The following is a 25,740-nucleotide window of genomic DNA, read 5'->3' as shown; positions in this document are numbered from 1 at the left end:
TCAGTCCTCTGATGAGTTGTTGTAAGCCAGGTCGATCAGATCGTCGATATCGAGCCCGTCGATGGATTCATCCGTCATGGTCTGCTCGGGTTCGGCGGGGCTTTCCGGCCCGGCCGCGAGTTTCATGAGTGCGTCCAGCAGGCCCGCGTCGCGCAGCCGGGTGAGCGGGATGGTTTGGAGGGCTCGGCGAATATCGTTCTCCGGCAGTTCTGCCGCCTGGTCGGGGTTGTGGTCGGTGAATTCTTCGGCCAGGTATTCGGCCAAGGCTTGCGGTGACGGGTAGTCGAACACCAGGGTCGCGGGCAATCGCAGACCCGTCACGGATTTGAGCGTGTTGCGGAACTCGATCGCGGTGAGCGAATCGAAGCCCAATTCGCTGAAGGGCCGGTCCGCGGCAACCGCATTGGCGTGCTGGTGACCGAGGATGGTGGCGACCTGGCCGCGGACGATCTCGACGAGGACACCGAGCCGTTCGCTCTCGGGTGTGTTCAGCAATCGAGCACGCAGCGCGGTGGATGCGCCCGAGGCCGCCTTGCGGCGCTGCGGGATCAGCGTGGCGAACAGTGCGGGCGCGGCGAATCCCGCGCCGCGCAGGGCATCCAGGTCCAGCCGCACCAGAATGAGAGCCGCGGTATCCAGTCCGGTCGCGGCGTCGAACAGCGCGAGGCCCTGTTCCTCCGACAGCGGCAGCATGCCCGTGCGGGACATGCGCCGACGGTCGACCTCGTTCAATTCCGCACCCATACCGCCGTCCGGGTTCCAGAGCCCCCAGGCCAGCGACCGGCCATTGCGGCCGGTTGCCTTCCGGTGCGCCGCCAGCGCGTCCAGGCAGGCATTGGCCGCGGCGTAGTTGCCTTGTCCCGCAGCGCTGAACGAGCCGGCGACCGAGCTGAACAGCGTGAACGCCCTCAATGGCAGCTCGGCGGTGAGTTCGTGCAGATGCAGGGCGGCATCGACCTTCGGCCCCAGCACCGTATCCATCCGATCCGGCGTCATGGAGGCGATGGCGCCGTCGTCGAGGACACCGGCCAGGTGGAACACACCCGTGAGCGGATGATCGGCGGGCACGCCCGCCAGCACCTCGGCGAGCGCGGCGCGGTCGGCGACATCGCAGGCGGCGAACTCGACCTCGGCGCCGAGACGCGCCAACTCGGCCCGCAATTCGCCGGCGCCGACGGCGGACTCACCGCGGCGGCTCAATAGCAGCAGCCGCCGCACGCCATGGGCGTGCACCAGGTGGCGCGCGAACAACCCGCCGAGGTACCCGCTGGCGCCGGTGATCAGCACGGTGTCGTCCGGATCGAAAGCGGCCGATACCGGAGCGGAGTCGGCAGTGGAGACGACCCGGGTGAGTCGCGCACCGTAGGCCCGCCCGTCACGCACGGCCAATTGCGGTTCGCCGGTCGCCACGATCGCACCCAGCAGCGCGCCGAGTTCGGCACCGGCAGTGCGGGAATCGGTGTCGAGCAAGACGATTCGGCCCGGGCTCTCCGCCTGCGCGGAACGAACCAGACCACCCACGGCGGCACCGGCCAGGTTCGTAATGTCCTCCCCGGCAACCGATACCGTACCGGCGGTGCGGACCACCAGCACCGACTCACCGAAGCGCGGATCGGCGATCCAGGCTTGCAGGACCTGCAGCACACCATGTGTCGCGGTACGGACGGCGGCGGGATCATTGCCCGCAGGGCAGTCCAGCACCACGACCGGCGGGACCGGCTCGTTCCCGGTACCGAGATCCGCCCAGGCCACCGCGGTGACCGCATCGTCGGACAGCGCGATCGGTGTCCAGTTGATATCGAACACGGCAGTGCGCGCGATGGGGGTGCCGGCGGTGAGCTGGGCGGGATCGATCGGCCGGGAGGCCAACTGCTGCACCGTCGCCACCGGGGCGCCGGTGAAGTCCGCGATATCCAGCGCGACGCCGTGCTCGCCGATGCGGGTGAGCCGGACGCGCAGCGCGTCGGCCCCGGCCGCGTGCACCGTGACACCGGACCATTCGAACGGCAATACCACCGGTCCGGTGGCCTCCGCCGAGTCGGCGGAGGCAAAACGCAAGGCATGCAAGGCGGCATCCAGCAGGGCCGGATGCACACCGAAGCGCTCTGCCTCGGCGCGCGCCTGCTCGGGCAATTCGACCTCGGCGTAGACCCCGTCGGCGCTACGCCAGACCGCCTTCAGCGCCTGGAATACCGGGCCGTAGTGATAGCCCTGTTCATCGAGGGCGTCGTACACCCCGTCGATGTCGACCGCGGTCGCGCCGGTGGGCGGCCATTGCACCAGATCCGCAGGCGCACCGTCGGATTCCGGTGTGAGCGCACCCTCGGCGTTCAAGATCCACGACGAGTGCGCCGAGTCGGCGTCCTCGTCGGGACGGGAGAAGATCCGCACCCCGCGACGACCCGTCTCGTCCGCGGCGCCGACCAGCACACGCACCGCGACACCCGCCGACTCCGGCAATACCAGCGGAGCCCGCAGCACCAGCTCGTCCAGACTCGAACAACCCACGCGCTCACCGGCATGCAGGGCAAGCTCGACCAAACCGGTACCGGGGAACAGCACCGTATCCATGACCGCGTGATCGGCCAGCCACGGATGCGACTGCACCGACAGACGGCCGCTCAACGCGATCGCGTCCGAATCCGGTTGCGACACCACCGTCGAGACCAAGGGATGTCCGCTGGCCATCAGGCCCATGGCCCGAGCGCCGCCATTGCTGGTGGAACCTTCGGGTATCCAATAGCGGCGACGCTGGAATGCGTAGGTGGGCAGGTCGATTCGCTGAGCCCCGGTATCGGTGTAGAGACCGGCCCAGTTCATCGCGGCGCCCGCGACGAACAATCCGGCCACCGCATTCAGCAGCGTGAACGGATCGGCATGGTCGCGACGGGCCGTCGCCACCAACGCGGCGGAACTGCCGTCGAGGGTCTGGGCGACCATCGGGGTCAGCACGGCATCGGGACCGACCTCGGCGAACCGGGACACGCCCGAGCTCGCCATGGCGGTGACCGCATCGGCGAAGCGCACTGTGTCGCGGACCTGACCCACCCAGTACGACGAGTCACACATCTCATCGCCGATCCGGGCTCCGGTCACCGTGGAGACCAGTGGGATGCTCGGCCGGGCGAACGTCAAACCTTTGACCACCGAGGCGAATTCGTCCAGCATCGGCTCCATCAGCACCGAATGGAAAGCGTGCGAGACACGTAATTTATGTGTGCGCCAACCCTGTTCGACGCATCGATCGACAACGGCCGCGACCGCGTCTTCGACACCGGAAACCACCACCGCAGACGGACCGTTCACCGCCGCGATCGACACCCCATCGACCAGCAATGGCAGCACGTCCACCTCGGAAGCACCCACGGCGACCATTGCCCCACCAGCGGGCAACGCCTGCATCAGACGGCCGCGCGCAGCGACGAGCACGCACGCATCATCCAGCGAGAGCACACCGGCCACATGCGCAGCGGCCACTTCACCGATCGAGTGACCGGCGACCACATCCGCACGCACGCCCCAGGATTCGAGCAGCCGGAACAACGCCACCTCGAACGCGAACAACCCCGCCTGTGTGAACACCGTCCGATCGATCGAATCACCGTCGGCCAATGCCGCATCCAACGAAACCGACTGCCCCAGCAGCGGATCCAACTCGGCGACGATCGCGTCGAAGTGCTCCGCGAACACCGGATAGGCCGCCCGCAACTCGGTGGCCATACCGGCCCACTGCGCACCTTGACCCGAGAACACCACACCCGTCGAACCCGACGTCACCCGACCGGACACCACGCCCGGGACGGAGTCACCGCGACCCAATGCCTGAATACCGGCCCGCAGGCCGTCACGTTCGGCCGCGAACACGACCGCCCTGCGGTCGAACAACACTCGCGAAGCCACCAGCGAGAAGCCGATGTCGGTCGGCTCATGGTCGTCTACGTACGAGGCCAGGCGCCTGGCCTGTTCGGCCAGCGCGTCACCGGTACGCGCCGAGAGCACCCATGGCAGCAGGCCACCGGCCGGGACGGTCCTGACCGCCGGAGCGGGAACCGAATTCGCCGCCGGAGCCTGCTCGACGATGAGATGGGCATTGGTGCCGCTGAGACCGAACGACGACACACCCGCGCGCCGCGGGCGACCCGCCTCCGGCCACGGCACCGACTCGGTCAGCAAGCGGATATGGCCCTCGGACCAGTCGACCTTCGTAGACGGCTGATCCACATGCAAGGTCTGCGGCAACACCCCGTGCTGCATGGCCATGACCATCTTGATGACGCCACCGACGCCCGCCGCGGCCTGGGAGTGCCCGATATTCGACTTCAGCGATCCCAGCCACAGCGGACGATCGGCCGCCCGATCCTGCCCGTAGGTGGCCAGTAGTGCTTGCGCCTCGATGGGATCGCCCAGCGTAGTACCGGTGCCGTGCGCCTCCACCACATCGACGTCGACCGGCGAAACCCCGGCATTGGCCAAGGCCTGCCGGATCACCCGTCGCTGCGCCGGACCGTTGGGCGCGGTCAAGCCGTTCGACGCGCCATCCTGGTTCACCGCCGAACCGGCAAGCACCGCAAGCACTTCATGGCCATTGCGGCGCGCATCGGCCAACCGCTCCAGCACCAGCACGCCGACGCCCTCGGACCAGCCCACTCCATCGGCGGCCTCGGCGAAGGACTTGCACCGCCCATCCGGTGACAGCCCGCGCTGCCGGCTGAACTCGAGGAACATGCCCGGCGTCGCCATCACCGCGACGCCACCGGCCAGGGCCAGATCGCACTCCCCCGACCGCAGCGACTGCGCGGCCAGATGCATGGCCACCAAGGACGACGAGCAGGCCGTATCGATGGACAGGGCAGGGCCTTCCAGCCCGAGGGTGTAGGCGATGCGACCGGAGATCAAACTACCCGCGGTGCTGCTGCCGGTGCCGCTGCCCTCGCCGTAATCGTGATACATGACCCCGGTGAAGACGCCGGTCGAACTGCCGCGCAGCGCAACCGGATCCACACCGGCCCGTTCGAGGGCCTCCCAGGAGACCTCCAGCAGCAACCGCTGCTGCGGATCCATCATGGTGGCCTCGTTCGGGCTGATGCCGAAGAAGTCGGCATCGAAATCGGCTGCCGTGTAAAGGAACGACCCTTGGCGGGTGTAGGTCCGGCCTGCCTTGCCGGGTTCAGGATCGTAGATCGCGTCGACGTCCCAGCCTCGATCGGCCGGCAGCTCGCCGATGGTTTCCGCACCGGAGGTGACCAGCTGCCACAGATCCTGCGGTGAAGTGATGCCGCCCGGGTAGCGGCAGCTCATGGCCACCACGGCGATCGGGTCGTCGCCACCGGACCGGGCGGCGGTGACCTCGATATCCGCGGTGGCGCCGGTGAGCTGGGAATCGATGAAGGCGGCGACGGCCCGCGGGTCGGGGTAGTCGAAGACGAGGGTGGCGGGCAGATGCAGACCCGTCGCGGCATTGAGCTGGTTGCGGAATTCGATGGCGCTCAGCGAATCGAAACCCAGGTGCTGGAAGGGCTGCTGGGGTTCCACCGCATCGGCGGTCGCGTGCCCGAGCAGGCCGGCGGCCGTGGACCGCACCAGTTCGAGCAGCGCGCTCCCGCGATCGGCCGCGGAGAGCCCGGTCAGCTTCCGCAGGAAGGCTTGCCCGGCCGCCGATCGGGCGGCGCGGCGCACGGGGGCCGGCGCGATCGCGCGCAGCAGCGCCGGGATCTGTTCACCCCGGGTCCGCAGCACGGCCGGGTCGATCCGCAATGCCACCAGCTGGGCGGTATCGGTGGCGACCGCCGCATCGAACAGCGCCAGGCCGTCCGCCTCGGAGAGCGGCGGGAAGCCTTGTCGCCGCATCCAGTCGAAGGCCTCCTCGGACAGCTCCGCACCGAGCCCGGTCGACCTGGCCCACAGGCCGTAGTCGACGGAGGTGGCGGGCAGGCCCGAGCTATGGCGATGCGCCGCAAGGGCATCCAGGAAGACGTTCGCCGCGGCGTAGTTGGCTTGGCCCGCGGCCAGCACCAGGCCACCGGCCGAGGACAGCAGCACGAACAGCGACAGCGGCGTGTCCAGGGTGAGTTCGTGCAGATGCCACGCCGCATCGGCCTTGGGCCGGAACACATCCCCGATCCGATCCGGCGTCATCGACTCGATCACACCGTTATCGGCGATGCCCGCCGCATGCACCACACCCACCAACGGGTGCGCTTCGGAGATGCCGTCCAGCAGCGCCGCCAGCGCGGAGCGGTCCGACACATCACACGCGGCGATGGTGGCCTCGGCGCCCAGCCCGGCCAACTCGTCACGCAATTCAGCCGCACCCGGAGCATCCAGGCCACGCCGCGAGGTCAAAAGCAGTTGGCGCACACCGTGTTCGGCCACCAGATGCCGGGCGATCACCGCGCCCAGACCGCCCGTGCCACCGGTGATCAGCACGGTGCCCGGCTCGCTCAGCCGGGCAATTGTGCCCGGTGCGTGCCGGGTCAGCCGCGGCACGAGCACGGTCTGCCCGCGCAGCGCGGCCTCCGGTTCCCCGGCCACAGCGGTCGCGGCGGCCGCAACGGAGCTCGGATCATGCGATTCATCGAGGTCGAGCAGCTGGAACCGATCCGGGTGTTCCGCCTGCGCGGCGCGCAGCAGACCCCAGACCGGCGCCTGGTCCAGGCGCACCTGCTCGGAATCGGCCACGGCCACAGCGTTTCTGGTCAGCACGACCAAGCGGGCATCGGCGAACCGCGGATCGGCGAGCCAGCCCTGGGCGGCCTCGAGAACGCCGGTCAGTACCTGCCGGGCCGCCTCGGTCGGCGTCCCGTTCCGCAGGGGGCATTCGAGCAAGACGATCTCCGGAACGACCGCGTCCGGGTCGGCATTCAGCTCGCTGAACCACGCCGCCCGGCTCGGTTCGGCGGTCCCCGCCGACGGCGCGGCGACCCATTCCACCCCGAAGAGGGCCTCCGACACCCGATCCGCGTTCAGGCGCTCGGCCGATATCGGCCGGGACACCAGCGCGCCTACCGACAGCACGGGTTGCCCGTGTCCATCGGCCAACTGCACGGTGAACCGGTCACCTTGCAGCACGATCCGGACCCGCACCGCGGGCGCACCGGCGGCGTGCACCACCACCCGGTTCCAGCTGAACGGCAGTGCGGGAAAGCCTTCGATACCGCCGCGCAGGCCGTGCACGATCGCGACGTGCAAGGCCGCATCGAACAGCGCGGGGTGAATGCCGAAGCCCTCGGCCTGCTGCGGGTCCGGCAGCGCGACCTCGGCGAACAACTCCTCGCCACGGTGCCATGCCGCCTGCAAGCCCTGGAAGGACGGGCCGTACCCGTAGCCCACATCGAGCAGCTCGTCGTACACACCGTCGATATCCAGCGGCTGGGCATCGGCGGGAGGCCAAGCGCTGAGGTCGAATTCGGCGTCCGCGTCGCCCGGCGCGAGCACGCCTTCGGCGTGCAGCGACCACGGACCTTCACCCGCCTGCCGGGAATGCACGCTCAGGCGCCGGCGGCCCGCGTCATCGGCGGCAGCCACCTCTACCTGCACTGCGACACTGCCCTCGGCAGGGAGCGTCAGCGGGCTGTGCAGGACGAGCTCGTCCACCACCTCACAGCCCAGCAGTCCGGCGATGTACGCGGCCAGTTCGACGAATCCGGTTCCCGGCAGCAGTACGGTGCCGAGCACGCTGTGGTCGGCCAGCCACTCCACCGAGTCCAGCGACCATCGGCCGGTGAAACTCACGCCGCCCGAATCCGGATGCGGCACCACGGCGCCCAGCAGCGGATGATCCACTACCTCCAGCCCGAGCGAGCCGACCACCCCCAGCTCGGCTCCCAGCCACGACTCCGTCACCGCCTTCTTCGCATCGAGCCAGAAGCGCTCGTGCTGGAAGGCGTAGGTGGGCAGATCGATGCGTCGCGCACCGGAACCGGCATAGAAACCGGTCCAATCCACCTCGGCGCCCGCGACGAACAATCCGGCCACTCCGCCCAGCACCGTGGACGGGTCGGCGTGGCCGCGCCGCGTCAGCGCCACCATCACGACGTCTCCGTCATCGAGCGTCTGCGCGACCATGGGAGTCAACACCGCATCCGGCCCGACCTCGGCGAACCGGGACACACCCGTATCCGCCATCGCGACAACCGCATCGGCGAAACGCACCGCGCTCCGGACCTGCCGCACCCAGTACGACGGACCCGACATCTCATCGGCCACCCGTGTGCCGGTCACCGTGGATACCAGCGCGGTGCGCGGGCGGTTGAACGTCAAACCCTGTATCGCCGAGGCGAACTCGGCCAGCATCGGCTCCATCGACGCGGAGTGGAAAGCATGGGACACACGTAACCTGTGTGTGCGCCAACCCCGTTCCGCGCAGCTCTCCAGGACAGCCGAAACCGCTTCTTCGACACCGGAAACCACCACTGACGACGGACCGTTGACCGCGGCGATCGACACGCCATCGACCAGCAACGGCAGCACATCCGCCTCGGACGCACCGACCGCGACCATCGCACCGCCCTCGGGCAGCGCCTGCATCAAACGGCCACGCGCTGCCACCAGCACACACGCATCCGACAGGGACAACACACCCGCCACATGCGCCGCGGCTACCTCACCGATCGAATGACCGGCCACCACATCCGCACGCACACCCCAGGATTCGAGCAGACGGAACAACGCCACCTCGAACGCGAACAGACCCGCCTGCGCGAACACCGTCCGATCGACCGCATGACCGTCGGCCAGCGCCGCAGTCAACGAAACCGGCTGCCCCAGCTGCGGATCCAACTCGGCGACGATCGCATCGAACACCGCGGCGAACACCGGATACGCCGCACACAGTTCAGTGGCCATGCCCGCCCACTGCGCACCCTGACCGGAGAACACCACACCCGTCGAACCCGGCACCACACGACCGGATACGACGCCGGAGGGCGTTTCGGCGCGGCTCAATGCCAGTGCCCCCGCCAGCAGACCGGCCCGGCCGTCGGCCACGATCACCGACCGGTGATCGAAAACAGCACGCGTGGCGGCCAGCGAGAAGCCGACCTCCACCGGATCCGAATCATGTTCGGCCACATGGGAAGCCAGGCGTGCGGCCTGACTCGCGAGGGCCTCGCCGCCGCGCGCCGAAACCACCCAGGGCAGCAGTCCACCGGCCGGAGTCGATACCTGATCCGGCACCGGCTCGCTCACCGGAGCCTGCTCCACAATGAGATGCGCGTTCGTACCGCTGATGCCGAATGAGGACACCCCGGCCCGACGCGGCCGATCCGCCTCCGGCCACGGCACCGCCTCGGTCAGCAACCGCACATGGCCCTCGGACCAATCGACCTTGGTGCTGGGCTGATCGACATGCAGCGTTCGCGGCAAGACCCCGTGCTGCATGGCCATGACCATCTTGATCACACCGCCCACGCCGGCCGCGGCCTGGGAGTGTCCGATATTGGATTTCAACGACCCCAGCCACAATGGATGATCCGCGGCCCGATCTTGACCGTACGTGGCCAGAATCGCCTGGGCCTCAATGGGATCGCCCAAGGTGGTGCCGGTGCCGTGGGCCTCCACCACGTCGACATCGACCGAGGTGATCCCGGCATTCGCCAGCGCCTGGCGAATCACCCGCCGCTGCGACGGACCGTTCGGCGCCGTCAAACCATTCGACGCACCGTCCTGATTGACCGCCGAACCGGTGATCACCGCGAGGATCTGATGGCCATTGCGCTGCGCATCGGACAACCGCTCCAGCACCAGCACACCGACGCCCTCGGACCAGCCCACCCCATCGGCGGCATCGGCGAAGGACTTGCACCGCCCGTCCGGCGACAGCCCGCGCTGCTGGCTGAAGTCGATGAGGGTCTCCGGGCTCGCCATCACCGCGACACCACCGGCCAGCGCCAGATCGCATTCGCCCGACCGCAGCGATGCCGCGGCCGAATGCATGGCCACCAGCGACGATGAGCACGCCGTGTCCACGGTGATCGACGGGCCCTCCAGGCCGAGCACATACGAAACTCGGCCGGAGGCAATGGATCCCGCGTTCCCATTGTGCGGATAGTCGTGGTACATCATGCCGACCCACACACCGGTCCGGCTGCCCTTCAACGAGCCCGGGTCCACACCCGCCCGCTCGAACGCCTCCCATGAGGTCTCCAGCAACAGGAACTGTTGCGGATCCATCAATGCAGCCTCTTTGGGACTGATATTGAAGAAGGCCCGATCGAATTCGCCTGCGGAATGGAGGAATCCGCCCTCCCGGGTGTAGACGCTGTTCGGCGCCGCACCGGTGGGGTCGTACAGGCGGTCGGTATCCCAGCCGCGATTGCCGGGGAACTCGGTGGTCGCGTCGGTCCCGTCCGAGACGAGCCGCCAGAGGTCCTCGGGAGAACCGACGCCGCCCGGATACCGGCAGGCCATACCCACGATCGCAATCGGTTCGCGCAAGGCAGCGTCGAGCTTGCGATTGCGCGCACGCAACCGGTCGGTCTCCTTCAGCGAGACACGCAGCGCCTGAGCGAGTTTCTGGGTGCTGTCGTCGGGCTTGGTCATTATCGCTGTCAGTCCTCTGATGAGTTGTTGTAGGCGCGGTCGATGAGGTCGTCGATATCGAGCTCGTCGATCGATTCCTGCGGCCTGTCCGGCTCCATCTCGCCGGGGCTTTCCTGCCCGTGCGCGAGTTTCAGGAGGACATCCAGCAGGCCCGCATCGCGCAGCCGCGCAACGGGAATCGATTCGAGGGCGAGACGAATATCGTGATCCGAGGTCGACCGGCCCGGGTCCTGGTCGCCGGCGAACTCGGCGGCCAGGTATTCGGCCAGCGACTGCGGTGACGGGTAGTCGAAGACCAGAGTCGCGGGCAGACGCAGACCCGTCGCGGACCCGAGCGCATTGCGGAACTCGATCGCGGTAATCGAATCGAAGCCCAGATCGCTGAAAGCCTTCTCCGCCGCAATCGCATTCGCATTCCCATGACCCAGTACCGCCGCGACCCGGCCGCGGACGAGGTCCACGAGCACATCCAGGCGGTCGTCCTCGGGCGTGGCCGCCAAACGCGCGCGCAAGGCCGCGGGTGCGTCCGAGGCGGTGGCCCGGCGCGCGGGCACCAGGCCGGACACCAGGGCCGTGGCGAACCCCGCACCGCGGAGGGTCGCCAGATCCAGGCGGGCGAGAACGGGAGCCGCCGTGGCGATTCCACCGGCGGCGGCGAACAGTGCCAGGCCCTGTTCCGCCGACAGCGGCAGCATGCCCGAACGCGACATGCGCTGCCGATCGGCGGCGCTGAGCTCCGCGCCCATCCCGCCCTCCGCGCTCCACAGGCCCCACGCCAGCGACTGCCCGCTGCGCCCGGCGGCCCGGCGGTGCGCCGCGAGCGCGTCCAGGCAGGCATTGGCCGCGGCATAGTTGCCCTGACCACGACCGCCGAAAACGCCTGCCGCCGAGCTGAACAGCACGAACGCCCGCAATGGGCGATCGGCGGTCAATTCGTGCAGGTGCAGGGCGGCGTCGACCTTGGGCCGCAATACCCGGTCCATCCGATCGGCGGTCAAGGAGGCGATGGCGCCATCGTCGAGCACACCGGCCGTATGGAATACGCCGGTGAGTGGACGGCTCGCCGGGATACCGGCCAGCACCTCGGCGAGCGCGCCGCGGTCGGTGACATCGCAGGCGACGAATTCGGCCTCGGCGCCGAGCCGCTGCAATTCCGAGCGCAGCTCGGCAACGCCCGGGGCCCGCTCGCCGCGCCTGCTCAGCAACAGCAGATTGCGGACACCGTTGGCACCGGCCAGATGCCGGGCGAACAGCCCGCCGAGGAAGCCACTGGCACCGGTGATCAGGACGGTCTCATCGGGACCGAAATCGACACTCGGAGCCGAAACCACCGCGGGGACCGCCCGCGCCAGTCGCGCGGCATATACCTGCCCACCACGCACGGCCACCTGTGGTTCTGCCGCAGCCAGGATGCCGCCGAGCAGCCCGTCGAGTTCGGAATCGGTGTCTATCAAAACAATCCGGCCGGGGCTTTCCGCCTGCGCGGATCGAACCAGACCGGCCACCGCCGCTCCGGCCAGATTCGTAATGTCCTCCCCGGCAATGGAAACCGCACTATTCGTCCGGACCACCAGCACCGAATCGGCGTACCGCGGATCGGCGATCCAGGTCTGAAGTACGTGCAGCACAAGGTGAGTCGCGGAGCGGATGGCGGCGGGTACGTTCCCGGCCGGGCACTCCAGCACCACGGCGGGCGGCACCTCGGCGCCGAGGTCCGCCCACGACACCGAGCCGATATCGGCCCCGGACACCGCGATCGGCGTCCAATCGACCTGGAACAGCGCATTACCGACGGTGGCGGCGCTCGCCGTGAGCTGTGCGGGATCGATCGGCCGGGAGGCCAGACGGCGCACAGTCGCCACCGCGGCGCCGGTCGAATCCGCGAGATCCACCGCCACCGCATGCTCACCGATGCGGGTCAGCCGGACCCGGAGTGTCCCGGCTCCTGCCGCATGCACGGTGACGCCGGACCATTCGAACGGCAAGGCGAGTCCGGTTCCCTCCGAAGGCAACTGGCCGGCCGAACGCAGGGCGTGCAGCGCGGCATCGAGCAATGCCGGATGCAGTCCGAAGCCCGCGGCCGCTTGCACATCCGGCAGGGCGACCTCGGCGAACACCTCCGCACCGCGCTGCCAGGCCGCCTGCAGACCCTGGAAGACGGGACCGTATCCGTAACCGGCATCGAGCAGTTCGTCGTAGACACCGTCGATGTCCAATGGCTGCGCACCGGCCGGGGGCCACGAGACCAGGTCGGCAGCGGGCGCCACCGCATCCGGGGTGAGTGCGCCTTCGGCATTCAGCGTCCACGTCGGCGCGGAGTCGACCGCACCGTCCGGGCAGGAGAAGATCCGCACCGCGCGCCGGCCTGTCTCGTCTTCGGCACCGACCACCACGCGCACCGCGATACCGCCGGATTCCGGCAGGATCAGCGGAGTCTGCAGGACCAGGTCCTCCAGGCTCGGGCAGCCCACTCGTTCCCCGGCATGCAGGGCGAGCTCCACCAGGCCGGTGCCGGGGAACAGCACCGCGCCCATTACCCGGTGATCGGCCAGCCACGAGTCGGTCTGCACCGACAAGCGACCGGTCAGGATCACCGCGCCGGAGTCCGGCTGGGACACCATCGCCGAGATCAGCGGGTGTCCGGTGGTCGCCAGACCCATCGATCGGGCATCGCCACCTGCGAATCCTTCCAGCATCCAGTAGCGCCCGCGCTGGAAAGCGTAGGTGGGCAGGTCGATTCGCCGAGCGCCGGTATCGGTGTACGAACCGGCCCAATCGACGTGCGCGCCGGAGACGAACAACCCGGCGACCCCGGTCAGCACGGCCGACGCATCGGCGTGATCCCGACGGGCCAGCGCCACCACGGGAACGGCCGCGTCGTCGAGAGTCTGGGCGACGATCGGCGTCAGCACCGCATCGGGACCGACCTCGGCGAACCGCGACACGCCCATTCCCGCCATCGCGGTGACCGCATCGGCGAAACGGACGGTCTCCCGGACCTGGCCCACCCAATACGACGGGTCCGACATCTCGTCGCCGATCCGGGTGCCGGTCACCGTCGACACCAGCGGAATGCTCGGGCGGGTGAATGTTACATCGGCTATCGCCGTGGCGAATTCATCCAGCATCGGATCCATCGACGCCGAATGGAAGGCGTGCGATACCCGCAATCTGCGCGTGCGCCAGCCCTGTTCGGTGCAGCGGTCGACGGCGGCCACGACATCGGCTTCGCTGCCGGAGAGCACCACCGACGACGGACCGTTGACCGCCGCGATGGAGACCCCGCCTGCCAGCAGTGGCAGCGCATCCGCCTCCGATACGCCGACGGCGACCATCGCACCGCCGGCAGGCAGCGCCTGCATCAAGCGGCCGCGGGCCGCGACCAGGACACAGGCGTCCGACAGCGACATCACCCCGGCGATATACGCGGCAGCGACCTCACCGATCGAATGACCGGCCACGACATCCGCACGCATGCCCCAGGATTCGAGCAAGCGGAACAAGGCCACCTCGAACGCGAACAGGCCCGCTTGCGCGAACACCGTCCGGTCGACCAGGTCTTCGGAGGCCAGCGCGGCATCCAGCGAAACGGGTTGTTCCAGCAGCGAATCCAGCTCGGCGACGATCCCGTCGAAGTGCTTCGCGAACACCGGATAGCTACCGCGCAGCTCGGTGGCCATGCCTGCCCACTGCGCGCCCTGACCGGAGAACACCACACCCGTCGAACCCGGCGCCACCCGGCCGGTCACCACGCCGGGGGTCTGCTCACCGGCGGACAGGGACCGCACGCCTGCCAGCAGCGCATCCCGGTCCGCGGCCACGATGACGGCCCGATGTTCGAACACGCCACGCGTCGACGCCAGCGAGAAGCCGATATCGATCGGATCCTGTTCGCCCGCAGTCGATATCAGGCGTGCGGCCTGCTCGGCGAGGGCTTCGCCGGTGCGCGCCGAGAGCATCCACGGCAGTACGACCGGCACCACATCCGCCGGAGCGTGCCGCGTCACCGGCGCGGTCGCCGGGGCCTGCTCCACGATGACGTGCGCATTCGTGCCGCTGATACCGAACGAGGACACGCCCGCACGCCGCGGGCGATCCACCTCGGGCCAGGCCACCGGCTCGGTCAGCAACCGCACGTGGCCTTCGGACCAATCCACCTTGGTGCTGGGCCGATCCACGTGCAGCGTCTTCGGCAATACGCCATGACGCATGGCCATGACCATCTTGATGACACCGCCCACACCGGCCGCCGCCTGAGCGTGACCGATATTGGACTTCAACGACCCCAACCACAACGGACGATCCGCCGCACGATCCTGCCCGTAAGTGGCAAGCAGCGCTTGGGCTTCGATCGGATCACCCAGCGTCGTGCCGGTGCCATGGGCCTCCACGGCATCGACCTCGACCGGCGATACTCCGGCATTGGCCAGCGCCTGGCGGATCACCCGCCGCTGCGAGGGACCGTTCGGGGCGGTGAGGCCGTTCGAGGCGCCGTCCTGGTTGACCGCCGAACCGGCGATCACCGCGAGCACTTCATGACCGTTGCGCCGGGCGTCGGAGAGACGTTCCAGCACCAGCACACCCGCGCCCTCGGACCAGCCGACCCCGTCGGCCGCATCGGCGAACGATCGGCACCGGCCATCCGGTGACAGTCCGCGCTGCCGGCCGAACTCGAGGAACATGTCCGGGGTCGCCATGACGGCGACGCCACCGGCCAGCGCGAGATCGCATTCACCCGAGCGCAAGGACTGCGCGGCCAGATGCAGTGCCACCAGCGACGACGAGCAGGCCGTATCCACGGTGACCGCGGGCCCTTCCAGACCGAATACATAGGACACGCGGCCGGAGACCAGACTGCCGGCCGAACCGCTGCCCGTACCGGTCGCCTGGGCATAGTCGTGGTACATCACGCCGGTGAAGACACCGGTCGAACTGCCGCGCAGGACCGCGGGATCCACACCCGCGCGTTCCAGGGCCTCCCATGAGACCTCCAGCAGCAATCGCTGCTGCGGATCCATCACGGTCGCCTCGTTCGGGCTGATTCCGAAGAAGCCCGCGTCGAATTCGGCCGCGGAGTAGAGGAATCCGCCCTGGCGGGTGTAGGTCTTGCCGGCCTTACCGGGCTCGGGATCGTAGATGCCCTCGAGGTCCCAGCCGCGATCGGATGGCATGTCGCCTGTGGTATCGATGCCCGCGGTGACCAGACTCCACAGGTCTTCGGGCGAGGCGACGCCACCCGGATAGCGGCAGCTCATGGCCACCACCGCGATCGGCTCATCGCCGGTCCGGACCCGGCTGACCGCGCGCTTGTCGACGGCGGCTGCGCCGGTGAGCCCGGAATCGATGAACTCGGCGACGATCTGCGCATTGGGGTAGTCGAAGACCAGCGTGGCCGGCAACTGCAGACCCGTCGCGGCGTTCAGTTTGTTGCGGAACTCGACGGCGCTCAGCGAGTCGAATCCGAGCTGCTGGAAAGCCTGCTGGGGTGCAACGGCTTCCGGTGAGGCGTGTCCGAGAATCTGGGCGGCAGTCGATCGTACGAGGTCGAGCACGGCCTGTTTGCGATCGGTTTCCGTGAGTCCGGCCAGTGTCTGCAGGAAGGCCTGACCCGCCGCTGTCCTGGTGCGGCGGGCAATCGGGGCCGGTACGAGAGCCCGAACGAGAGCGGGCAGCTGCTCGCCCCGCGTCCGCAGCACGGCCTGGTCGACGCGCAGCGCCACCAGCTGGGCGGTATCGGTCGATATCGCCGCATCGAACAGGGCCAGACCCTCGGCCTCGGAAAGCGGCGGGAAGCCCTGCCTGCGCATGCGGTCGAAGTCGTCCTCGGACAGCTCGGTGCCGAGGCCGGTCGATCGCGCCCACAGGCCGTAATCCACCGACGTCGCGGGCAATCCGAGGCCGCGACGGTGCACCGCGAGCGCATCCAGGAAGACATTCGCCGCGGCATAGTTCGCCTGACCCGCGGCCAGCACCAAGCCACCGGCCGACGACACCAGTACGAACAACGACAACGAGAGATCTCGGGTGAGCTCGTGCAGATGCCACGCGGCATCGGCCTTGGGCCGGAAGACCTGATCGACGCGGTCGGGCGTAATCGACTCGATCAGACCGTTATCGGCGGTTCCGGCCGCGTGCACCACACCCATCAGCGGCTGTTCGGCCGGGATGGTGGCCAGCAGTGCTGCCAGCGCGGACCGATCCGACACATCGCACGCGGCAATGGTCACCTGCGCGCCGAGCTCGACCAGCTCATCACGCAGTTCGGCGGCACCGGCAGCAGCCGGGCCGCGCCGGGAGGTCAGAAGCAGGTGGCGCACACCGTGTTCGGACACCAGATGCCGGGCGAAAACCGCACCCAGACCACCAGTGCCACCGGTGATCAGCACCGTGCCCGGTTCGGTAAGCCGATCGATCGTGCCGGGCGTGTGCCGGGTCAAACGCGGGACGAGCACGCTCGTACCCCGCAGCGCGACCTCCGGCTCCGAACCGGCGGCAGCCGCCACAGCGGCCACGGTGGACGGATCAGCGTGCTCATCCACATCGAGGAGTTGGAATCTCGCCGGGTGTTCCGCCTGCGCGGCACGCAGCAGCCCCCACACCGGGGCCTGCCCGAGGTCTATCGGCTCGGAATCGGCAACGGACACTGCGTTTCTGGTGACCACCACCAGACGGGAACCATCGGAGCGACTGGCGGCCAGCCAATCCTGGACAGCGTCGAGGACGCTGCTCAGGGCCTGCCGGGCAGCCTGCGGCGCCGCATCGTCGTAGTGCGGGCAGTCGAACACCACGATCTCCGGCGCAACCGAGTCCGGTTGCGGCGACGGTGTGAGGGCGACCCACTCCACACCGAAGAGAGCGCCCGACACCCGATCCGCGCCCAGACGCTCGGCCGATACCGGCCGAGAAACCAAGGCCCCCACCGACAACACGGGTTGCCCCTGCTCATCGGCCAGCTGCACCGCGAACCGGTCGTCCCGGCGTTCGATGCGCACCCGCACCGCGGCCGCACCGGCCGCGTGCAGCACCACCCGGTTCCAGGTGAAGGGCAGCACGGCAGCGGCATCGCCGTTGCGGCCGTGGACTATCCCGGCGTGCAGCGCGGCGTCGAACAGCGCCGGATGGATTCCGAAACCCTCGGCTGCCTGTGGATCCGGCAATGCGACCTCGGCGAACAATTCATCGCCGCGCTGCCACGCCGCCCGCAGGCCCTGGAAATACGGGCCGTACCCGTACCCGATATCGAGCAGTTCGTCGTAGACGCCGTCGACCGGCAAAGGCTGTGCATCGGCCGGCGGCCACGCGGTCAGATCGAAATCGGCCACCGTATCGCCCGGTGCGAGAACGCCTTCGGCGTGCAGCGCCCAGGGGCTCTCTGCTGTCTGCCGGGAGTGAACGCTCAGGCGGCGGCGACCGGCGTCATCGGCCGCGGCCACCACGACCTGCACCGCGACGCTGTCTCCCGCCGATATGGTCAGCGGGGTGTGCAGCACCAGCTCGTCCACCACATCGCAGCCCAGCAGGCCGCCGACATGGGCGGCCAGCTCGACGAATCCGGTACCCGGCAGCAGTACGGTGCCGAGCACGCTGTGGTCCGCCAGCCATTCGACGGAATCCAGGGACCATCGGCCGGTGAAGCTCACTGCTCCCGAATCCGGGTGCTGCACAACAGCGCCCAGCAGCGGGTGGTCGACCGTATCGAGACCGACGGAGGTGACTCCGCCCAGCTCGGCGCCGAGCCACGACTGCGCCAGCATCCGCCTGGCATCGAGCCAGAAACGAGCGTGCTGGAAGGCGTAGGTGGGCAGGTCGATTCGCCGAGCACCGGTACCGGCGTAGAAACCGGTCCAGTCCACCTCCGCGCCGGAGACGAACAATCCGGCCACCGCACGCGATACCGTGGCGGCATCCGCCTGGTCGCGTCCGGTCAGGGCGATCGCTGTTGCGGCATCGAGGGTCTGGGCGACCATCGGGGTCAGCACCGCGTCGGGACCGACCTCGGCGAACCGGGACACACCCAGGCTCGCCATGGCCGTGACCGCATCGGCGAAGCGCACCGTGTCCCGAACCTGGCCCACCCAGTACGACGGATCCGACATCTCGTCGGCGACCTCGGCACCGGTCACCGTCGACACCAGTGGGATGCTCGGGCGGTTGAACGCCAGACCCTTGATCGCCGTGGCGAATTCGTCCAGCATCGGCTCCATCGATGCCGAATGAAAGGCATGCGACACCCGCAAACGGTGTGTGCGCCAACCCTGTTCGGCACAGCGGCCGGCGACGGCCACGACATCGTTCTCGACACCGGAGAGCACCACCGACGACGGGCCGTTCACCGCCGCGATCGACACCTCACCGGCACCGGCCAGCAATGGCAGCACGTCGGACTCGGAAGCGCCCACCGCCACCATCGCACCACCGGCGGGCAATGCCTGCATCAACCGGCCGCGTGCTGCCACCAGCACACACGCGTCCGCGAGGGACAGGACTCCGGCCACATGCGCCGCGGCTACCTCACCGATCGAATGACCGGCCACCACATCCGCACGCACACCCCAGGATTCGAGCAGACGGAACAACGCCACCTCGAACGCGAACAGGCCCGCCTGCGCGAACACCGTCCGATCGATCAGGTCATCGTCTGCCAGCGCCGTACTCAGCGAAACAGATTGCCCCAGCTGCGGATCCAGCTCGGCGATGATCGCGTCGAAGGCCGCGGCGAACACCGGATACGCCGCACACAGCTCGGTGGCCATACCGGCCCACTGCGCACCTTGACCGGAGAACACCACACCCGTCGAACCCGGAACCGTGCGACCGGTCACCAGGCCGGGATTCGGCGCGCCCGAAGCCAACGCTCGCACGCCTGCCGACAGCGCTTCCCGGTCCTCGGCCACGATGACCGCCCGATGCTCGAACGCACTCCGTGTCGATGCCAGCGAGAAGCCGATATCGATCGGATCCTGCTCGCCCACAAGCGATGTCAGGCGTGCGGCCTGGCTCGCAAGAGCCTCGCTACTCCGCGCCGAGACCACCCATGGCAATAGCGCGGGGCCGGTCTCGGCCGGCAGCGACTCGGTCGCGGGTCCGGATACGGGCGCTTGTTCGATGATCAGGTGAGCGTTGGTGCCGCTGATGCCGAACGAAGACACACCCGCACGACGCGGACGATCCGCCTCCGGCCACGGCACCGGCTCGGTCAGCAACCGCACGTGGCCTTCGGACCAATCAACCTTGGTGCTGGGCTGATCCACGTGCAGCGTCCTCGGCAGCACACCGTGGCGCATGGCCATGACCATCTTGATCACGCCACCCACACCAGCAGCAGCCTGGGAGTGACCGATATTCGACTTCAGCGACCCCAGCCACAGCGGACGGTCCGCATCCCGGTCCTGCCCGTACGTGGCGAGCAGCGCTTGCGCTTCGATCGGATCACCCAGCGTCGTGCCGGTGCCGTGGGCTTCGACCACGTCGACCTCGACCGCGGGCACTCCGGCATTGGCCAGTGCCTGCCGGATCACCCGCCGCTGCGACGGACCGTTGGGTGCGGTCAAACCGTTCGACGCGCCATCCTGATTGACCGCCGAACCGGCCACCACCGCCAGAATCCGATGACCGTTGCGCTGCGCGTCGGACAGCCGCTCCAGCACGACGACACCGGCGCCTTCGGACCAGCCGACGCCATCGGCCGTATCGGAGAAGGACTTACACCGGCCGTCCGGTGACAGGCCCCGCTGCCGGCTGAACTCCACGAAGGTCTCCGGGGTGGCCATCACCGCGACACCACCGGCCAGGGCGAGCTCGCACTCCCCCGATCGCAGCGACTGCGCGGCCAGATGCATGGCCACCAAGGACGACGAGCACGCCGTATCCACGGTGACCGACGGCCCCTCCAGACCGAATACATACGAAACACGGCCGGAGGCAATGGATCCCGCGTTCGAGTTCACCGGATAGTCGTGGTACATCATGCCGGTGAAGACTCCGGTCGCGCTGCCGCGCAGCACGGCGGGATCGACGCCGGCCCGCTCCAGGGCCTCCCATGAGGTTTCCAGCAGCAGGAACTGCTGCGGATCCATCAATGCGGCCTCATTGGGGCTGATACCGAAGAACGCGGGATCGAATTCGCCTGCCGAGTGCAGGAATCCACCCTCACGCGTGTAGGTGGTGTGCGGTCTTTCACCGGTGCGGTCGTAGAGCCGCTCGGTATCCCATCCTCGATTGACGGGGAACTCGGACGTCGCGTCCGTCCCATCCACTACCAGATTCCAGAGATCCTCTGGGGACGCGACGCCACCGGGGTACCGGCAGGCCATGCCGACAATCGCGATCGGTTCGTCCGCGCCGGCCTTGGCGGCAGTGACCGCGATGTCCTGCCCGGTACCGGTGAGTTCACCGGCCAAGTAGGTGGCCAGTGCCTGCGGGGTCGGGTAGTCGAAGACCACGGCGGCCGAGAGTGACAGGCCGGTCAGGGTTTTGAGCCGATTGCGCAGCTCGACCGCACTGAGCGAATCGAAGCCCAGGTCCTGGAAGGTGCGATCGGGATCGATTGCGGCCGCATTCTCGTCGCCGAGCACGGCCGCGATGGTGGTGCGCACGGTATCCAGGACCGCCTGCGGCCGCCGATCGGCATCCAGACCGGCCAGCCGTTGCTGCAGACCCGACCGTACGGCCGAGGTCGGCGCGGGACGCCGGGTCACCGCGGGCGCCAATGCTCGCAGCAGCGGTGGCAACAGCCCGGCCTCGGCCTGGGCGCGGAGTGCGGCGGTGTCCACGTCGGCGATCACCGCGCAGGCCGCACTCGTTTCGAGGACCGCATCCCAGCCGGCGAGGGCCTGCGCGTCCGGCATGGCGGCGAATCCGCCGCGGCTCAACCGGGCCAGGTCGGCCTCGCCCAGCTGTCCGGCCATGCCGCCGGAGCGGGCCCACGGACCCCAGGCCAGCGATTGACCGGCCAGCCCGTGGGCTCGCCGATGTGCGACGAGCCCGTCGAGGAAGGTGTTCGCGGCCGCGTAATTGGCCTGTCCGGGGCCGCCGACGGTGCCCGACACCGACGAGAATGTCACGAACGCAGTCAGATTCAGGCCGGCGGTCGCCCGGTGCAGATGCCAGGCGGCGTCCGCCTTCGGCGCTAAGACCGCATCGATCCGTTGCGGGGTCAATGACGCGATGATCCCGTCGTCGAGCACGCCCGCGGCATGGATGACGGCCGACAACGGCCATTGCGCAGGCACTTCGGCGAGCAGCCAGGCCACGGCATCCGGATCGCCGACATCGGCGGCCACCACTCGCACCTGTGCGCCCGCTGCTTCGAGCTCGGCGCGGAGTTCCGCCACGCCCTCGGCGCGGGAACCGCTGCGGCTCACCAGCAGCAGCGACCGCACACCATGCGCGGACACCACATGCCGGGCCACCACCGCACCCAAACCGCCCGTACCGCCGGTGATCAGCACCGTGCCCGTGCCGAAGGCGGCAGCCTCGTCGCCCGAACCGGGAGACGCCGCGGGCGCGGGCCGGGTGAGCCGGGCGGTGTGGATTACGCCGTCGCGCACGACCACCTGGGGTTCGGCCACGGCCAGGACCGTGGCCGCGAGTTGTTCGTCGATCCCGGTATCCGCGTCCACCAGGACGATTCGGCCCGGATCCTCCGACTGTGCGGAACGCACCAGGCCCCACACGGCGGCACCGGCGAGGTCGGTGAGGTCTTCGCCTGGCAACGCGACCGCGCCGCGGGTGGCGATCAGCAAGGTGTGCGAGGCGAGCCCGTCCTGGGACAGCCACGCCTGCAATGCCTCGAGGATCCGTGCGACCTCGGCGTGGGTACCGGTCACCACGTCGGCGCCGGTGGTTTCGTGCCATCCGGATCCGGCTTCGAGGACGTCCACCGCACTCTCGGCTGCGGCCGCAGGCCCGGATTCCATTGGTGACCACACCAATTCGAGGACCGGATCGGCCACGCGGCCCGCAGCCGCGGCGAGTTGCGCCAGTGGGATCGGCCGGCTCGTCACCGATCCGGACAGGACCGGTTGTCCCTGTTCATCGGAGACCGAGATCGATACCGACGATCCGGTGGGGGTCAGGTGCACGCGTAGTGCCGATGCTCCGGCAGCGTGCAGGGACACCGACTCCCAGGAGAACGGCAATACCACCTGTCCCGCTGTTATCGCGAACGCCGAATCCGGCTGTGTTGCGGGGCCTTCCAGTACCTCGGCCAGCAGTCCCGATTGCAGGGCCGCGTCCAGCAGGGCCGGATGGATGCCGAATCCGTCGCTGTCGACCCCGGTATCCGCGACCGCGGCGACCTCGGCGAACACCTCGTCGCCGCGTCGCCAGAGCGCGCGCACGCCCTGGAAGGCCGGGCCGTAGTCGTATCCGCGTGCCAGCAGGGTCGGGTACGCGGTCGTGATATCGATGCCGGTGGCGGCGGGCGGGGGCCACGTCTCCGATTCGGCTGCGGTGGTGTCGATTCGGGCGGTCAGCAGGCCGCGGGCATTCAGTACCCACTCGTCGTCGCCCGCGTCCTCATCGCGGGAGTAGATCGATATCGGCCGCGACGCGAACTCGGGTCCGGGCCCGCCGACGACAACCTGGATCTGCACTCCACCCGCGGTGGGCAGCAGCAGTGGCGCCTGCAGGGTCAGTTCCTCGATCACCGGGCAGCCGGCCACCGCACCGGCGCGCAAGGCCAGTTCCACGAACCCCGTGCCCGGCAACAACACCGACCCGGCCACCGCGTGATCGGCCAGCCAGGGGTGGGTCGCCGTCGACAGGCGGCCGGTCAGCAGCATGTCACCGGACTCGGGCACCGACACCACCGCACCGAGCAGCGGATGATCCACCGCGCCCAGACCCACGGATTCGACCCCGGCCACGCCGGTCGAGGTGTTCAGCCAGTAGCGGCGACGCTGGAAGGCATAGGTGGGCAGCGATACTCGCGCGACCGGGCGTCCGGTGAAGTACGCCTGCCAGTCGACCTCGATGCCGGCCGTGTGCGCGTGCGCCAGGCCGTGCACGAACTGCTCGACCTCGGCGCGCCCGCGCCGGGCGGCGGCGATCACCGACGACTGGGATTCCAGGTCTTCGGACAGGCTCTGCCGGGTCATGGCCGCCAGCACCGCGTCCGGGCCGATTTCCAGGAATCGGCGCACGCCCGAGGCCAGCAGGGTGTCCACGCCCCGGGCGAACTGCACGGCCGCCCGCACCTGCCGCACCCAGTAGCCGGGTTCCAGTACTTCCGCATCGGCGATGCGGCCGGAGAGATTCGATACCAGTGGAAGCTGCGGGCGATGGTAGGTGACATCCCTTGCGACGGCGGCGAACTCGTCCAACATCGGTTCCATGCGGTGCGAATGGAACGCATGCGACACCCGCAGCCGCGAGGTCTTCCGGCCGCGGTCGGCGAACCAGCGGCCGACCGCGTCCACGGCCTCCTCGTCACCGGAAATCACCACGGCGGCAGCAGAATTGACCGCGGCGATGGACGCCCGGTCCGCATAACCGGCGAGCACCTCGAGCACCTCGCGCTCGCTCGCCGCGATGGCCAGCATCGCGCCGCCTTCGGGGAGCCGGCCCATGAGGCGGCCGCGTGCGGCGACCAGCCGGCAGGCGTCCGGCAGCGACCACACTCCGGCCAGGTAGGCGGCGGCCAGCTCGCCGATCGAATGCCCGATCAGGAAATCCGGTGTCACACCGAACGATTCCAGGAGGCGGTACAGCGCGACCTCGTAGGCGAACAGGGCGGGCTGGGTGAATTCCGTCCGATCCAGCACACCGGAGTCGGTGAACATCACCGGCTGCAGCGGCGTGCCCAGGAGCGGATCGAACTGCAGGCACACCTCGTCCAAGGCGGCGGCGAATACCGGGAACGCTGCGTAGAGTTCACGCCCCATCCCGGTCCGCTGCGCGCCCTGCCCGGTGCACAGGAAGGCGGTCTTGCGCGACATGGCCTGTGAGGCAAGCACGCCGCCGGTACTGCTCGCCGTGCCGTGTTCCGCGAGCTCCGTCAGCCCGGCGATCATCGTGTCGCGATCAGTGGCCACCACCGCGCCACGCCAGTCGAACCGGGCGCGGGTGGACAGCAGTGAGTAGCCGATGTCGTCGACCGTCAGGTCCGGGCGCTCTATGACCCACTGCCGCAGTTTGGCCGCCTGCGCCCGCAGACCGTCCTCGGTCTTCGCCGAGATCAGCCATGGTGCGATGCTGGATACCACCGCCGGTGGGACATGATCGGTTGTCTCGTCCGTCGTTTCGGCGGCGTCCGCCACCGGGGCGGGGGCCTCTTCCAGAATCACATGGGCATTGGTGCCGCTGGCGCCGAACGAGGACACGCCGGCGCGGCGCACCCGCTCCCCCGCGGGCCACGGTTCCGGCGCGGTGAGCAGTCGCACCGTGCCCGCCGACCAGTCCACGTGCGGGGTCGGCGCATCGATATGCAGTGTGGCGGGCAGCATTTCGTGGCGCATCGCCTGCACCATCTTGATCACGCCGCCGACCCCCGCCGCGGCGGAGGTGTGGCCGATATTCGACTTCAGTGAACCGATGCGCAGCGGGTCGCCGGTGCGCTCACGGCCGTAGGCGGCGATCAGGGCCTGCGCCTCGATCGGGTCGCCGAGGGTGGTGCCGGTGCCGTGCGCCTCGACCGCATCGACATCGGCGGGCGTCAGCCCGGCATCGGCCAGGGCCTGCGCGATCACCTTCTCCTGCGAGGGACCGTTCGGCGCGGTCAGCCGGTTGCTGGCGCCGTCCTGATTGATCGCGCTGCCGCGGATGACCGCCAGCACCTCGTGGCCGTGGCGGCGCGCATCCGAGAGCCGCTCGACCGCGAGCATGCCGAGGCCGTCGGAGAAGCCCGTCCCGTTCGCCGCGGCGGCGAAGGCCTTACACCGGGCATCCGGGGACAGCCCACGCTGCCGGGCGAACGCCAGCAACTGCGTGGGATCGGACATTACGGTGACGCCGCCGACCAGGGCCAGCGACGTCTCACCCCGGCGCAGCGCCTGGCAGGCCAGGTGCAGGGCGACCAGCGACGACGAGCAGGCCGTGTCCACCGAGAGCGCCGGACCCTTGAAACCGAAGGTGAAGGCGGTCCGGCCGGAGACGATGCTGGCCGAAACACCCAGGTAGGCATTGCCTTCCGCCTCGGCCGTCAGGCCCGGCGAACCCAGGCGTGGGCCGTACTCCTGGTGGATCACGCCGGCGTACACA

2 protein-coding genes (1 of these 2 running past the window's edge) are annotated in these 25,740 nt (G+C 69.1%); both read right to left on the bottom strand.

Annotated features, from left to right (window positions below):
* Positions 1 to 10,539, bottom strand: a complete 10,539-nt coding sequence (locus ACIP5Y_RS36735) for an SDR family NAD(P)-dependent oxidoreductase (RefSeq protein WP_400357031.1) — start codon at positions 10,537 to 10,539, stop codon at positions 1 to 3.
* An 8-nt stretch (positions 10,540 to 10,547) separates the two neighbouring features.
* Positions 10,548 to 25,740, bottom strand: partial view of an SDR family NAD(P)-dependent oxidoreductase gene (locus ACIP5Y_RS36730; RefSeq protein ID WP_400357030.1) — the 3' portion only. The gene runs 467 nt beyond the window's last position; the window shows 15,193 of its 15,660 coding nt (coding positions 468-15,660); the start codon falls outside the window, past its right edge; its stop codon occupies positions 10,548 to 10,550.

The sequence above is a fragment of the Nocardia sp. NPDC088792 genome (genome assembly GCF_044750615.1).
Classification (GTDB): Bacteria; Actinomycetota; Actinomycetes; order Mycobacteriales; family Mycobacteriaceae; genus Nocardia.
Note: the sequence above shows the minus strand (reverse complement) of the source record. Positions and strands in the feature narration are given on the sequence as shown.